The organism is Halosimplex aquaticum (assembly GCF_028747785.1).
GTDB lineage: Archaea > Halobacteriota > Halobacteria > Halobacteriales > Haloarculaceae > Halosimplex > Halosimplex aquaticum.
This window is the reverse complement of record NZ_CP118158.1, coordinates 530,212-543,161: the sequence shown is the minus strand read 5'-3', so window position 1 is coordinate 543,161 and position 12,950 is coordinate 530,212. Positions and strand designations below refer to the sequence as shown.

Genomic DNA, 12,950 nt, shown 5'->3' with positions numbered 1-12,950 from the left:
ATCGGCTGAAGGCCGTCGCGAGAACCGGGATGCGGTCCCCGGTCGTGCGCCGTCGAGAATCGCCCTTCGATCACTCGACCCGTCTCGCCGTCGCTTCGGATCGGTATCAACGGGTGGACGGACTGTGCTGGCCGTTCGCAAGTACGAGCGAGCGTTCAACCACTCGTCACGTGTCGCGTCTTGACCGACGCCTACGCTCACCATGCGTAGTAGGGGGGTCAACGGCACTAACCGGTTGGTACTAGTCAATTAGGTACCGTTCGCGGGCCGTACACCGCGCGACCCGGTCGACATGATCGAACGTCCATCGAGCAGGTGTCGAGAGAGACGAACGTCACTGGCTTGCCGACGGGGGCGTGCGATCGTGTTCGAACGAATGGCTATTGGTGCGGGCGGACGACGACCGTGTGATGGCCCGTCTCGAACGACTCAGGGTGTTCCCGGTGAAGGGGCTGGACGGTATCGACCTCGAATCGACGGCGATCCTGGAGGGCGGGACGCTCCGCCACGATCGGGAGTTCGCACTGTTCGACGCCGAGGGGGAGGTCCTCAACGGCAAGCGGACCGACCGGGTCCACGATCTCGCGACCGATTTCGACCCGGAGTCCGGTCAACTGGAAGTCGAGACGCCCGGGGGCGAGACCCGGCGGTTCGACCTCGACGCCGAGCGCGGGCGCGCCGCCGAGTGGTTCGGCGACTTCTTCGACGCGGACCTGGAACTGCGCCGCGACGACTCGCTGGGCTACGTCGACCGGCGCGAGATGGGACCGTCGGTCGTCAGCACGGCGACGCTGGAGACGGTCGCCTCGTGGTTCGACGAGATGACCGTCGCGGGGGCGCGCCGCCGCCTTCGCGCGAACGTCGAGATATCCGGCGTGCCGGCGTTCTGGGAGGACCGGTTCGTCGGCGACGACGCGCCGGCGTTCGAAGTCGACGGCGTCCGCTTCGAGGGCGTCACGCCCTGCGGCCGGTGTGTCGTCCCGCAGCGCGACCCCGACACCGGCGAGCCCATCCCCGAGTTCCGCGAACGGTTCGTCGAGAAGCGCGAGGAGACGGTTCCGGAGTGGGCCGACTGGGAGGCGTTCGACCACTACTACACGCTGATGGTCATCACCCGGGTCCCCGAGACCGACCGCGGCACGACCGTCGCCGTCGGGGACGAAGTCGACGTGGTCGAGTGACCGGCGGTCGCGAGAGGGGTCTCTCGATTCGTCCCGTGACCTGTCGTCACTCTTCCCAGAGCGTCTCGATCCTCCGTTCGACCTCGTCGAGAACGAGCGTCAACACGTCGCGGTGGTCGTCCGGCCACGAGGCGTCCTCACCCGGCGTGGGCGCAGTCGGCGGGGGATGGTAGTGGTCACGCGCGTTGTGCGGGTTCGGGTGCCGGTCCCAGCGACACTGCCAGGTGGTCTCCGGATGTACCTCCCGGTAGTGGATCTTGAAGTCGTCGTTCGTGTACCACCGCACCGTGAGGGTGGCCTCCGTCACAGTCGCCGGGTAGTATGACGGAGTGAGGGTGACGCGGAGTTCGAGGTGGCCGTCGGCGTCTGTGATTCCCGCGTTTGCGACTTGCTCCGTCGCTCCGAGGTGCGTCCGGAAAAACTCGAGGAGGGGACGGTCGATAGGCGCCGGACTGCCCCCGTCGTCGGTGGGCGGAACCATCGATTCTCCTACCCGGGGACCGGTTCGCCCTCGGTGCCGGCCAGTTGCTGCCGGGCGCGTTCGTGGCGTTCGCGTTCCGTTCGCGCGGTCTCCCAGTCGGCGAGGTCGCTGTAGACGTCGTCGATCGTCCGATCGTCGCTCGACTCCGCCGCGGCGACGGCGTCGACATCTGCGGGCGACGCGGCGTCGTACACCTCTTCGTACTTAGCTATCCGCGCCGCCAGTTCGCTGACGCGGCTTCGGAGTTCGTCGATCGAGTGGTCCGCGGCGAGCCGGTCGATGCGTCGCCACTCGAAGTACGCGTCGTTGCGCTCGTAGGTGGTCGGTCGGCCCTCGTGGCGCGTGGCGATGCCGAGGTCGGCGAACCACTCGAGGTATTTCCGCGCCGTCTTCGGGTCGCAATCGACGCGGTCTGCGATCGCGCTCGCCGCCGTCGGCTCCCGTGTCTGGAGCAGCGTTCCGTAGACGCGCTGCTCGACGTCGCCACCGCTGAACACGTCGTCGAAGGCGGGTGGACCGTTCGGTGACGGTTCGTCAGCCATACGTCTAGTTGTACTGGGGCGGACATATTTCTTTCTTCGGGGAAATATAATCTCTCGGCGCGAGCCAGCGGGGCGTCAGCGTATCCGTACGGGGTCGTTGCCGGCCACTGGTCGAAGCCACACCGAACGTTAAGAATCTGGGACGAGTGGCTTCGCGTATGATAGACGGCGTCCAGACGCGGGAGCTACAGGTCAACGCCGACGAGCGCGGGCACCTCGTGGAGGTCTTCCGGGAGGACTGGGAGGAGTACGACCCCGAGCCGGCGATGAGCTACTACTCGCTTTCCTACCCGGGCGTCGTCCGCGCCTGGCACCGCCACACCCGCGGGCAGGTCGACCACTTCGTCTGTCCCAGCGGGCGCATCAAGGTCGGTATCTACGACGACCGCGAGGACTCGCCGACGCGGGGGGAACTCGACACGTTCGTCGTCGGCGAGCACGACCAGCGGCTGATCCGCATCCCGGGGGCGTGCTGGCACGGGTTCAAGGTCGTCGGCGACGAGCGGGCCACGCTGATCAACTTCCCGACGAACCTCTACGACTACGACGACCCCGACGAACAGCGACTGCCTCCGGACACCGACGAGATCCCGCTGGACTGGGACGAGATGCCCCACTGAGCGATAAGCGGCGACTAACTGAGTGACCGCGGCCCGACCGCCGGCCCATGAAGGGACTCATCCTCGCGGGCGGGACGGGCTCGCGGCTCCGCCCGATCACCCACACCGGGCCCAAGCAGCTCATCCCGGTCGCGAACAAGCCGGTCCTGGAGTACGCGGTCGAAGACCTGCGCGCGGCCGGCATCACCGACATCGGCGTCGTCCTCGGGCACAAGGGCCGCGAGGGAATCCAGTCGTTCCTCGGCGACGGCTCCGAGTACGGCGTGGATATCACGTACGTCGTCCAGGGGAATCCGCTGGGGTTGGCCCACGCCGCGGGCTGTGCCCGCGAGTTCGTCGGCGACGACGACTTCGTGATGTACCTCGGCGACAACCTCCTCAACCAGGGCGTCGGGCGGCTGGTCGAGAACTTCGAGTCGGGCGACTACGCCGCGGCCATCGCTCTCCAGCACGTCGACGACCCGGGGGCGTTCGGTATCGCCGAGGTGGACGCGGCGGGCGAGGTGCGCCGGCTGGTCGAGAAGCCCGACGACCCGCCGAGCGACCTGGCGCTCATCGGCGTCTACGTGTTCTCGCCGGCGGTCTTCGACGCCGTCGCGGACCTCGAACCGTCGTGGCGCGGGGAACTGGAGATCACCGACGCCCTCCAGTCGCTGCTCGACGACGGGCTGGCGATCAGCTCTCACGTCGTCGACGGCTGGTGGAAAGACACCGGGAAACCGGGCGACATCCTCGAAGCCAACCGGCTCGTCCTCGCGGATCTCGACCCGGCGGACGACGGCACCGTCGAAGAGGGCGCGGAGACGAAGGGCCGGATCGACCTCCGCGAGGGGGCGACCGTCGAGTCCGACGCGGTCGTCAGAGGGCCGGTCTCGCTCGGGGAGGGCGTCACCGTGCGCGATGGCGCGTACGTCGGCCCGTACACCTCGGTGGGCGCGGACTCGACGGTCGCGAACGCGCACGTCGAGAACACCGTGATCATCGGCGGCGCGGAGATCGACGCCTCGGGTCGGATCGTCGACAGCCTCATCGGGAGCGACGTATCGATAACCAGCGCGGACGGGCTGCTCCCCGAGGGACAGCGCCTCGTCGTCGGCGAGAACTCCGACATCAAACTCTGACCATGCGCATCGCGACGCTCACCTGCTCGGACTGCGGGACGATCGTCTCGGCGAACGAACTCGAATCGAACCGCGTGATGAAGTGCCCCGGGCTGGACTGCGAGGCGGTCCTCCGGTTCGCGGACCTCCCCGAGGGCGACCGTCAGCACGTCCTGGACAACCGGGACCAGTATCGGCTGTAGCCGGGGAAGACCGACCCGCGCTCGGCGGCCCGTCCACCCCGGAGTCCTCATCAGCCGTGCTGTCACTGCAGAACAACTTCGAGCCGCCGCCCAACAGGCTTAATTAACAGTAGTTCATTGTACGAACTGACGCTTCGTCTTGGAGGGCCGAAGCGTCAGCGGGGACCAATTCAGAGCGACACACGGCCGCTTTTCGGCCGTGGTCCGCTCTGTTCGCTAACTGAACGCGGAGTCCCAAGTGTCGATCAATATCCGTAGCGTCGCGCCCGTCCAGAATTGCGTCTCTCCAGCGTCGCTCGCGCCCTTTTAGGCCACCGTGTAGTCAGCGTCGGCCAGCGCGTCGTACACGATCGCCTCGTGGGCCTCGTCGATCTCGGGCGACTGCAGGCCCGCGTCGTCGGGGTCGTCCCTGAACACGTACGTCACCGCCTCGAACTCCCCGTCCGGTGTCTCCCCGTGGAGTTCGACGATCACGTCCCGTCGGTAGTCGAACACCCTGGCGTTCTCGACGTCGAGAGGCCGCGTGGTCCGGTCGAGGCTCATACTAGCCGAGCGTATGGGATTAGGAGGCATACGCACCTTCCCAAAACAGAAAAGGTCAGGCCGACGGCACCGGACTGCTCCGACCGCGCCGTGGGCTCCACACGCGAGCGGCGACCCGTCTCGGATCCGGTGACCCGTCTCGGACCCGGCGACCCGTCTCGGACCTGTGGACCCTGTTGCCTGCCTATGCCGTCTGGTCACTCTTTCCCGCGGAGACCGAACCCACGTACCGTCATGATGGAGCAGTTACCGTTCCCCGAGTCGGGGAACACGGAGTCAGGCGCATCGGTAGCGGGCACGTCCGGCGTGAACAGGGAAGACCTCCCGTGGCTGATCGGCGCGCTCGTCGTCCGGAACGTCGTGAAGGCCCTCCTGTCCGGTGACAGCGGGTCGTCCGGAGGCGACAGTCACGGCCAGCGCGAGCAATCCCAGCAGTCCCAGCAGTCCTCGGGCGGGCGGAGCACGCTCACCTGGCTGATCGGTGGGATAGCCCTCATCGCCGCGGGGTACCTGATCCGGGACCGACTCGGGCCGGCGCGCCAGCAGGCCGGACAGCGAGTCGGCGAGGGGTCGAAACAGGTCGCCGACCAGACCGAACAGGTGACCCAGAAGGCCGCCGACCGCGTCCGCGAAGGCGGACAGACGGTGGCCGAGCGCGCGGAGGAGACGGCCCACGAGGCCGCCGAACAGGTCGAATCGACGAGCGAGGAGGTCGGCGACCGGATCGAACAGGAGAGCGAGGAGATCGGCGACCAGCTCGAAGAGCGCGGCCAGGAGGCGAGCGAGACCATCGAGGAAGAAGGCGAGAAGGCGAGCGAGTCCGGAGACACGCCCCAGCAGGAGGACTGAACGCGGTCGAGTAGAGCGCGGCTCGAACGCGACCGGCGGCGAGCGGTCGCCGGCAGGCCGCCGGACCGGCGTTTGCGCGCAGCGGTATTAACCGGTCCTGGCCCGATTCCTCCGCTATGCCATCGAACGGAGTCGACCGAGCGCACTGCCGCCTCGACGAGAGGGGCCGCCAGTGAGTCTCCTCGATCGCGTCTTCTTCAGGATAGAGTCGTGGATCAACGCGCTCCTCGACCGAACGGCGGACCCGGCCGCCGAACTCGACTACTCCTACGAGCGACTGCGCGACCAGTTGCAGGAGATAAACCGGGGGATCGCGAGCGTCACCACCCAGAAGAAGCGCCTGGAGATGCACCGCGAGCGCCTCCAGTCGTCCGTCGAGAAGTACGACGAACAGGTCCGGGAAGCGGTCCGGCAGGACCGCGACGACCTCGCGCGGCGGGCGCTGGAGAAGAAACACGCGACGCTCGACCAGGTGACCGACCTCGAAGACCAGATCGAGCGGTTGCAGGCGACCCAGGACGCCCTTACCCAGCGACAGATCGCGCTCCGCGGTCAGATCGAGGGGTTCCGCACCCGCAAGGAGACGCTCAAGGCCCGTCACGAGGCGGCGGCGGCGTCGGCGCGCGTCGCGGAGGCGTTCACCGGCGTCGGCGGCGAGATGGAGGACGTGAGCCGCGCCATCGAGCGCGCGTCCGAGCGGACCGAGCGGATGGAGGCGCGGGCGGCGGCCCTCGAAGAACTGGAAGCCAGCGGCGCGCTCGACGACGTGCTCGCCGAGGGCGACGAGATCGACCGCGAACTGCGCCGCCGCTCGACCGAGGAGCGCGTCGACCGGGAGCTCGAAGAGCTGAAGACGCGCGTCGGCCGGGAGACCGACGCGACTGATCTGGAACTCGAACGGGAGCCCGCCGGGAGCGGGGCCTCCTGACTGGTCGGTCCGCGGTCAGCGCGTTATCGCGAGCGAGTAACCGACGAGACCGACGCCGACGACGACGAACGCGGCGGCGCCCCAGCCGTCGAACCCGGCCGGCCAGTCGCCGCGCAGCGAGTGGACGCCGACGGAGACGAGGCCGGCGACGACGAGCAACGCCCCCGTGTTGAGCGCCGACCAGAACGTCTCGACGGTCGGATCCGTCTCCGTCCGGTCCTGGCCGGAACCGGACGTAGCGCCTTGCTGTTCGGTCACGTGCCCGTTTGGGCGCGCCGACCGAAGCGGACACTGCGTGATGACTGAAGGCGTTTATAAAACGGTGCGGGCGACGCAGCGTTCGCCGTCTGCGCCGATCCGGCCCACGGGCGCCTCGGTCCGGCGTCGTCGCTCGCCTACTCGCCGGTCTCACGCTCGTCCAGCGCGAGCGCGTCGTCGATGGCGGCGAGGTCCTCGTCGGCCGTCGGCTGAGGGCACCCGAGCGCCCTCTCGACCCTCGACACGTCGAGACAGGTGTCCCGCGGGCGCGTCGCCTCGCGCTCGATGTCGTCCATCGACCCCTCCTCGACGAGCGTCGGGTCGGCGTCCAGTCGGTCGGCGAGCAGGCGACCGAACTCGTACGGGGTCAGACAGGACCGGCTGGCGACGTGGACGGTTCCCCACTCCCCGGCGTCGGCGAGGTCGAGGACGGTCGCCGCCGCCTGCCCGGCGCGGCTCGGCGTGACGTGCTGGTCGGTGAACAGCGGGACGGACTCGCCCGCGGCGAGCTTGCCGCGGACCCAGGCGGGGAAGCCGGTCAGTTCGCCCGTGAACCCGTGGGTACCGTAGACGAACGAGAGGCGGACGACCAGCGAGTCGCCCCCGGCGTCGGCGACCGCCCGTTCGCCGGCCAGTTTCGACTCCCCGTACGCCTGGAGCGGGTTCGGGTCGGCCGACTCGTCGTACGGGCTCCCGTCTCGGCCGTCGAACACGTAGTCGGTCGAGACGTGGACGAAGGGGATCCCGCGGTCGGCACAGGCCGCGGCGAGTGCGCCCGGCGCCTCGCCGTTGACCGCGCGGGCCCGGTCGGGGTCGCGTTCGCACCCGTCGACGTCGGTCATCGCGGCGCAGTTGACAACGAGGTCGGGCGCGCGCTCGTCGAGCAGCGCGGCCGCGCGGTCGGCGTCGCGGATATCCAGTCGGGACAACGCCACGGGTGCCCGGTCGGGCGGCGACCGGACGGTCCCGTGGACCTCCCACCCCCTGTCGAGCGCGGCGGTGACGACGTTGCTCCCGAGTCGCCCGTCGGCGCCGAGGACCAGCGTACGCATGGCCAACCCCACGTAGCGGAAACACAAATATGCCGTCGACTCGTTGGCTCGACCGTGCGCACGCTCGTCACCGGCGGCGCGGGATTCATCGGCTCGAACTACGTCCACCACCTCCTCGACCGCACGGACGACGAGGTGGTCACGTTCGACGCGCTGACCTACGCGGGGTCGAGGGACAACCTCGCGGGCGCGCTCGCGGACGAGCGCCACGAGTTCGTGGAGGGCGACGTCCGCGACGAAGATCTGGTGGCCGACCTCGTCGCGGACGTCGACGCGGTGGTCCACTTCGCCGCGGAGTCACACGTCGACCGGTCGATCGACGGCGCGGCGCCGTTCGTCTCGACGAACGTCGACGGGACGCGGGCGCTGCTGGACGCCGCTCGCGAGACCGACCTGGAGCGGTTCCTGCAGGTCTCGACTGACGAGGTGTACGGCCAGACCGTCGACGGGGCGTTCGCCGAGACCGACCCGCTGGACCCGCGCAACCCCTACGCGGCGACCAAGGCCGGCGCGGACCACCTCGCGCTGAGCTACGAGCGGACCTACGGCGTGCCCGTGGTCGTCACCCGGTCGTCGAACAACTTCGGCCCGCGCCAGCACCCCGAGAAGCTGATCCCGAAGTTCATCACGCGCGCCGCAGCGGGGCAGTCCCTGCCGCTCTACGGCGACGGCTCGAACGTCCGCGAGTGGACCTACGTCGCCGACAACTGCCGGGCCGTCGACCTGGTGCTCCGGGAGGGCGTCGCGGGCGAGGTGTACAACGTCGGCAGCGGCGAGGAGCGGACGAACCTCGAGGTGACCGAGGCGATCCTCGACGCGGTGGGCGCGTCGCGGGACCTGGTCGAGTTCGTCGAGGACCGACCGGGCCACGACCAGCGCTACGCCCTGGAGACGGAGAAGATCCGGGAGCTGGGCTGGGCGCCCGAGTACACCTTCGAAGACGGGCTCGAACGGACGGTCGAGCACTACAGCGGGACCAGGTGACACTCCGGCGAGTGATCGGTGCCCCGGTACGCTCCGGCCGGTAATCCACGCTTACCGACGCGACGGCGGGTATATCGGCGTCATGACTTTCCGGGGCACCTCCGAACGGGGGAGCATGCGCCCAGTGGCCGGCGGGCTGATCGGACGGGCGAGGCGCTGCCTCCGCGACGACTTCGAGTCGGACCCGTACCTCCCGTACGTCCTCGGGCTGGCGACGCTGCTCGCGGGCTTCTGGTTCTGGCACCGCGTCCCGAACTTCGCGACGCGGGACGAGCGGTGGCGGATCGTCGACCCGATGTCGTTCGTCGGGACGGTCGCCGCGGACCCCGGCATCGACTCGGTGCTCGCGGGGATGCAGCAGGGGCGGGCGTTCGGCGCGACGTTCTACCTCTTCGGGCTGGCGCTCCTGCCGGTCTTCGTCGTCGCCTTCCTCACCGGGCAACTCGATGCCTTCGTCCAGTTGCCCGAGCACGCCTCGGTCGACCTGTGGGCCCACTGGCAGCGCACGCCGGCGTGGATCTGGACGTGGAGCGTCGTCCTGGGTCGGCTCGTCGTCGTCGCGCTGGCGGTCGGGTGCGTCTACGTCACCTACCGGATCGGGACGGTGATGCGCGACCGGGCGACCGGCCGGCTGGCCGCGCTGTTGCTGTCGTTCACGTGGGGATTTCTCGTCCTGGCCCACGAGGTGGGCGAGGACGTGCCGGCGCTGTTTTTCTTCCTCCTGGTGGTGTATTTCTGCATCCGCTACACCGAGACGGGCGAACCGGCCCTCTTCCTCGCCGCCTGTCTCGCCGGGGGCATCGCCATCGCGGTCAAGCTGACGACCGTCGTCTGCGTGATCCTGATAGCGGGCGCGTTCGTCCTCCGGGTCGGCAACGCCGGCGACGACTGGCGAGCGGCGCTGGTTCGCCCGCGGATGCTCGCGGTCGGCGCCGCGCTCGGTGCCGGGGCGATCTACCTGGGGTTCCCGACCGTGGTCGCCGGCGGGCTGGAACCGCTGGTCGCCCGCATCGGCCGGGGGACGACCGGCAAGACCGACCCGCACGGCTGGCGGATCGAGCCAACGTGGTGGTGGTTTCTCCGGGGGTACCTCAACGGCATGGGGCTGCCCCTGTTCGTCGCGTCGGTCGCGGGCCTCCTCGCGAGCGTGCCGCGGATGATCCGACGATCGACCGAGGCCGACGGTATCGCGCTGGTGCTGATCGCCCTCGCGGCGTACGTCCGCCTCTACGCGAACTGGGCGTACATCCGCACCCACCACCTCCTCCCGACCATCGCGCTGCTGGTCGTCGTGCTCGCCGTCGCGCTGCGGCGGCTGGCGGACGCCCGCCCGAAGATCGGCCGGCCGCTCGTCGCCCTCCTGTTGCTGACCAGCGGGCTGTACGCCGGCGTCGGCGACCTCGGCTACGCCGCGCAGTCCCGGGACCGGGCGACCGGCTGGCTCGATTCGAACGCGGCGCCGAACGCGACCGTCGAGACGTACCCGAACGACCCGCAGGAGGCCGCCGTCCCCCACTGGATGACCGTCTACCGGCTGAGCAACAGGAACGCGACGCCCGGCGGCGCGAAGGAGTCGGGGATGGCGTGGCTGCGCGCCATCGAGGAGCGCTGTCCCGACTACGTCCAACTGCACTACTACGAGAGCGTCCTCGTGCTCGCGCCCGACGACTGGAGCGAGCGGGCGAGCCGACTCTCCAGCGACCCCCGGGAGCGGTTCGTCCGGGACCTGCTCGCGGAGGACACCTACCCCTACCGCGTCGCGGCGACGTTCGGTCGCCGCCCGGCCTTCCTGGACAACCGGACCCGGTCGGCGGGGCTGCCGGAACTCGTCGAGGTCGGACTCGTCCCGCGGGCGATCCAGTACGGCGACCCCCAGGACGTCGGCGTCGACCAGTACACCGTCGTCCTCGAACGGACCGGGCAGTGCAACGCGTCGGGGTGAACGGCCGCGTCGAGCGGCGCTCACTCGACAGTGGTCGTCGGTCTCCGGCCCGTCCAACCGAGCCCGAAACGCCGCGTTACTCCCTCTCAGCCGGCGTCTCGCCGCGGCTTGAGAGTGCAACATGATTCGTTAACCTCCTTTCGACCTATCGTCAGGACAGGAGGACCGACGATGTCACCGCCTGTCCGCCCCTGGGGACGATCCGGACCGATGCCGACCGCCCCGGCCGGACACCACCCCGGCCGGACCGCCAGTTCACCGGTCGCAGTCGCTCTCGGGCGGCTCGACGGCGCGTACGGGCGGGGCGCGACGAGCGGACGGACGGCCGACCGACCGGTCAGAGGGCCGGACGGGCAGTCGGCGAGCGAGGGCGTCGAGCCGGGGTGGTCCGGGTGACGAGCGGGCGGTCCCGTCCGACGTTCTCGCTCGTCTTCCTGACGTGGGACCCCGGCGAGGCGATCGTCGGTGCGATAGACTCCGTGCGACGCCAGGCGTTCGACGACTACGAGGTCGTCGTCGTCGACAACGACAGCGACGACGGCACGCCCGAGCGCGTGCGCGAGGCCTACCCCGAGGACGCGCCCGTCCGCGTCTTCGAGAACGACGAGAACCGCGGGTTCAGCCGCGGGATCAACCGCGGCATCCGCGAGAGCCGCGGCGAGTACATCTGCTGTTACAACCACGACACGCTGTTCCCGCGGGGGTACCTGCGGACGCTCGCCGACCGCGTCACGCCGGACGCCGTGTGGACGACCGCGCGGCGCAACTACCGCGTCGACCCCGACTGGACCTACGTGCGACTGCTCTCGCCGTACCGCTTCACGATCCCCTACGTCGTCGACCCGCTGTCGGGCACGGCGGAGGTGAACTACATCCCCGGCGACGGGGCGATCGTCCCGCGGGCGATCTACCGGGACGAACTCGACGGGGAGGTGTTCGACCCCTCGATGCCGATCCGCGGCGAGGACGTCGACCTCTCGCTCCGGCTGGCCGACCGCGACGTTCCCATGCGCGCGGTGCTGGACACCCACTCGGTCCACCCCGACAAGGGCGAGATCTACGCCCCGTCGATGGAGAACTTCAAGACGCTGCTCCGGACGATCGCGGCCCGGATCGCCGCCCACAGCAACAACTCGGCCCCGGCCGCGGCCGTCGCGCTCTCGGCCGCGAGCCTGGTGACCCAGCCGCTCCGGGTCTACTGCGGGCCCTACCCGCGCTCGGAGGAGGCGTTCCTCGAAGCGACGACCGTCCGCCAGCACGAGGCGCCCCGCTCGCAGACCGAGTCGCCGCCGCCGGAGGTGCACTGACGTGGCCGCGATAGACGGCCCGCGGTACCTCGACGTGGCCGCGATAGACGGCCCGCGATCCGCTGGCGACGGCGGGATCGGCGGCCCGCGGCCGACCATTTTTCCAGCCGGCACTCCACTGGTCTGCCATGGGGGGTAGTAACTTGTTTCACCGTTCTCTCCGGCGCAGCGGCGCGCTCGATCTGATCCACGCGGGCATCGACCGCTTCAACGAGGCGACCGGGTCCGAGCGCTACGAGCCGCCGACGGACCTGCCCGAGTTCCGGGCCGTCCAGCGCCGCGCCCGGCGGTACACCGACACCAGCGACCACCTCGAACGGCTGTTCGTCGAGGCGCTCCAAGCCGACCCCGAGACGGTGGTCGAACTCGGCGTCAGGGGCGGCGAGTCGACGTTCGTCTTCGAGCGGGTCGCCCGCCTCGCCGACGCCGACCTGGTCAGCGTCGACGTCGACCCGACGACCTACGACGGCGACTACGACCGCTGGCGGTTCGTCCAGTCCGACGACGTGGCGTTCGCGGAGCGGTTCGCGGACTGGAGCGCCGAGCACGGCGTCGACCCGGCTATCGACGTGCTGTTCGTCGATACCAGCCACGAGTACGAACACACCGTCGCCGAGATCGAGGCCTGGTTCCCCCACCTCGCCGAGGACGCCGTCGTGCTGTTCCACGACACGAACATGCGACGGGTCTACCGGCGAGCGGACGGGACTGTGGGCCTCTCGCGGCGCGCCGACCGGGGCGTCATCCGGGCGCTGGAGACGTACTTCTCCTGCGCGTTCGACGAGACGGAGTCGTTCGTCACCGTCAGGGACGGCTTCGTCTTCGAGCAGCGACCGTACTGCAGCGGCCTCGCCGTGCTCCGGAAACTGCCCGGCGACGTCGCCGAGAACTACCCCGACCTGTGAGACGCGAACGCACTGGCACCGTCGCGGGAGTGACAGCCGGACCGACGACCGGCGG

General features: G+C 69.7%; 16 protein-coding genes. 11 read left to right on the top strand and 5 right to left on the bottom strand.

The annotated features are described in order from the left end of the window. Nucleotides 1-410 precede the first annotated feature (410 nt). Complete coding sequence (locus PSC72_RS02685) at nt 411-1,181, top strand: MOSC domain-containing protein (RefSeq protein ID WP_274324357.1); 771 nt, start codon at nt 411-413, stop codon at nt 1,179-1,181. 46 nt (nt 1,182-1,227) lie between these two features. On the opposite strand, the gene PSC72_RS02680 is transcribed toward PSC72_RS02685, so the two are convergent. Beyond that, nucleotides 1,228-1,662, bottom strand: a complete 435-nt coding sequence (locus PSC72_RS02680; RefSeq protein ID WP_274324356.1) for a hypothetical protein — start codon at nt 1,660-1,662, stop codon at nt 1,228-1,230. 8 nt (nt 1,663-1,670) lie between these two features. Next, the gene (locus PSC72_RS02675; RefSeq protein WP_274324355.1) at nt 1,671-2,204 is read right to left on the bottom strand and encodes a DUF7342 family protein; all 534 of its coding nucleotides are present in this window, start codon (nt 2,202-2,204) and stop codon (nt 1,671-1,673) included. 158 nt (nt 2,205-2,362) lie between these two features. On the opposite strand from PSC72_RS02675, the gene PSC72_RS02670 reads away from it, so the two are divergent. From PSC72_RS02670 to PSC72_RS02660, 3 genes are read left to right on the top strand one after another with little or no spacing between them, the layout of a single operon-like run. Then, nucleotides 2,363-2,824, top strand: coding sequence for a dTDP-4-dehydrorhamnose 3,5-epimerase family protein (locus tag PSC72_RS02670; protein WP_274324354.1), 462 nt, complete (start codon nt 2,363-2,365; stop codon nt 2,822-2,824). A 47-nt stretch (nt 2,825-2,871) separates the two neighbouring features. Beyond that, nucleotides 2,872-3,945: a glucose-1-phosphate thymidylyltransferase gene (locus PSC72_RS02665; RefSeq protein WP_274324353.1), complete on the top strand. Its 1,074-nt coding sequence runs from the start codon at nt 2,872-2,874 to the stop codon at nt 3,943-3,945. A 2-nt stretch (nt 3,946-3,947) separates the two neighbouring features. Next, nucleotides 3,948-4,127 carry a hypothetical protein gene (locus PSC72_RS02660; RefSeq protein WP_274324352.1) on the top strand — a complete coding sequence of 60 codons (180 nt, stop codon included), beginning with the start codon at nt 3,948-3,950 and terminating at the stop codon, nt 4,125-4,127. Between the two features lie 306 nt (nt 4,128-4,433). Here PSC72_RS02660 and PSC72_RS02655 read toward each other — a convergent pair whose 3' ends face one another. Continuing rightward, entirely contained in the window at nt 4,434-4,670 is a 237-nt protein-coding gene (locus PSC72_RS02655; protein WP_274324351.1) for a hypothetical protein, read from the bottom strand. Between the two features lie 237 nt (nt 4,671-4,907). Between PSC72_RS02655 and PSC72_RS02650 the strand changes: the two genes are divergently transcribed. Further along, entirely contained in the window at nt 4,908-5,519 is a 612-nt protein-coding gene (locus tag PSC72_RS02650; RefSeq protein ID WP_274324350.1) for a hypothetical protein, read from the top strand. A gap of 172 nt (nt 5,520-5,691) precedes the next feature. Continuing rightward, a complete protein-coding gene (locus PSC72_RS02645) occupies nt 5,692-6,447 on the top strand; it encodes a PspA/IM30 family protein (protein ID WP_274324349.1) in 756 nt (251 codons plus the stop codon). A gap of 15 nt (nt 6,448-6,462) precedes the next feature. Here the strand turns inward: PSC72_RS02645 and PSC72_RS02640 are convergent, their stop codons facing one another. Further along, the gene (locus PSC72_RS02640) at nt 6,463-6,705 is read right to left on the bottom strand and encodes a hypothetical protein (RefSeq protein ID WP_274324348.1); all 243 of its coding nucleotides are present in this window, start codon (nt 6,703-6,705) and stop codon (nt 6,463-6,465) included. Nucleotides 6,706-6,842: 137 nt separating this feature from the next. Further along, a complete protein-coding gene (gene rfbD / locus PSC72_RS02635; protein WP_274324347.1) occupies nt 6,843-7,757 on the bottom strand; it encodes a dTDP-4-dehydrorhamnose reductase in 915 nt (304 codons plus the stop codon). 54 nt (nt 7,758-7,811) lie between these two features. On the opposite strand from rfbD, the gene rfbB reads away from it, so the two are divergent. The 5 genes from rfbB (at nt 7,812) to PSC72_RS02610 (ending at nt 12,895) form a co-directional block, all read left to right on the top strand. Then, on the top strand, nt 7,812-8,741 hold the full coding sequence (rfbB, locus tag PSC72_RS02630) for a dTDP-glucose 4,6-dehydratase (RefSeq protein ID WP_274324346.1): 930 nt from the start codon (nt 7,812-7,814) through the stop codon (nt 8,739-8,741). A gap of 115 nt (nt 8,742-8,856) precedes the next feature. Further along, entirely contained in the window at nt 8,857-10,683 is a 1,827-nt protein-coding gene (locus PSC72_RS02625) for an ArnT family glycosyltransferase (protein ID WP_274324345.1), read from the top strand. A 210-nt stretch (nt 10,684-10,893) separates the two neighbouring features. Continuing rightward, nucleotides 10,894-11,079 (top strand): hypothetical protein, encoded by a 186-nt coding sequence (locus tag PSC72_RS02620; protein ID WP_274324344.1) that lies wholly within the window; start codon nt 10,894-10,896, stop codon nt 11,077-11,079. Then, nucleotides 11,076-11,990 carry a glycosyltransferase family 2 protein gene (locus tag PSC72_RS02615; protein WP_274324343.1) on the top strand — a complete coding sequence of 305 codons (915 nt, stop codon included), beginning with the start codon at nt 11,076-11,078 and terminating at the stop codon, nt 11,988-11,990. The genes PSC72_RS02620 and PSC72_RS02615 overlap by 4 nt, the downstream gene beginning before the upstream one ends. Before the next feature lie 128 nt (nt 11,991-12,118). Then, complete coding sequence (locus PSC72_RS02610; protein ID WP_274324342.1) at nt 12,119-12,895, top strand: class I SAM-dependent methyltransferase; 777 nt, start codon at nt 12,119-12,121, stop codon at nt 12,893-12,895. The last annotated feature ends 55 nt before the right edge of the window (nt 12,896-12,950 follow it).

Excerpts from the sequence above, each read along its gene's own strand:
- PSC72_RS02685 (WP_274324357.1), top strand. The coding sequence starts at position 411 with ATGGCCCGTCTCGAACGACTCAGGGTGTTCCCGGTGAAGGGGCTGGAC.
- PSC72_RS02680 (WP_274324356.1), bottom strand. The coding sequence starts at position 1,662 with ATGGTTCCGCCCACCGACGACGGGGGCAGTCCGGCGCCTATCGACCGT.
- PSC72_RS02675 (WP_274324355.1), bottom strand. The coding sequence starts at position 2,204 with ATGGCTGACGAACCGTCACCGAACGGTCCACCCGCCTTCGACGACGTG.
- PSC72_RS02670 (WP_274324354.1), top strand. The coding sequence starts at position 2,363 with ATGATAGACGGCGTCCAGACGCGGGAGCTACAGGTCAACGCCGACGAG.
- PSC72_RS02665 (WP_274324353.1), top strand. The coding sequence starts at position 2,872 with ATGAAGGGACTCATCCTCGCGGGCGGGACGGGCTCGCGGCTCCGCCCG.
- PSC72_RS02660 (WP_274324352.1), top strand. The coding sequence starts at position 3,948 with ATGCGCATCGCGACGCTCACCTGCTCGGACTGCGGGACGATCGTCTCG.
- PSC72_RS02655 (WP_274324351.1), bottom strand. The coding sequence starts at position 4,670 with ATGAGCCTCGACCGGACCACGCGGCCTCTCGACGTCGAGAACGCCAGG.
- PSC72_RS02650 (WP_274324350.1), top strand. The coding sequence starts at position 4,908 with ATGGAGCAGTTACCGTTCCCCGAGTCGGGGAACACGGAGTCAGGCGCA.
- rfbD (WP_274324347.1), bottom strand. The coding sequence starts at position 7,757 with ATGCGTACGCTGGTCCTCGGCGCCGACGGGCGACTCGGGAGCAACGTC.
- PSC72_RS02625 (WP_274324345.1), top strand. The coding sequence starts at position 8,857 with ATGCGCCCAGTGGCCGGCGGGCTGATCGGACGGGCGAGGCGCTGCCTC.
- PSC72_RS02620 (WP_274324344.1), top strand. The coding sequence starts at position 10,894 with ATGCCGACCGCCCCGGCCGGACACCACCCCGGCCGGACCGCCAGTTCA.
- PSC72_RS02610 (WP_274324342.1), top strand. The coding sequence starts at position 12,119 with ATGGGGGGTAGTAACTTGTTTCACCGTTCTCTCCGGCGCAGCGGCGCG.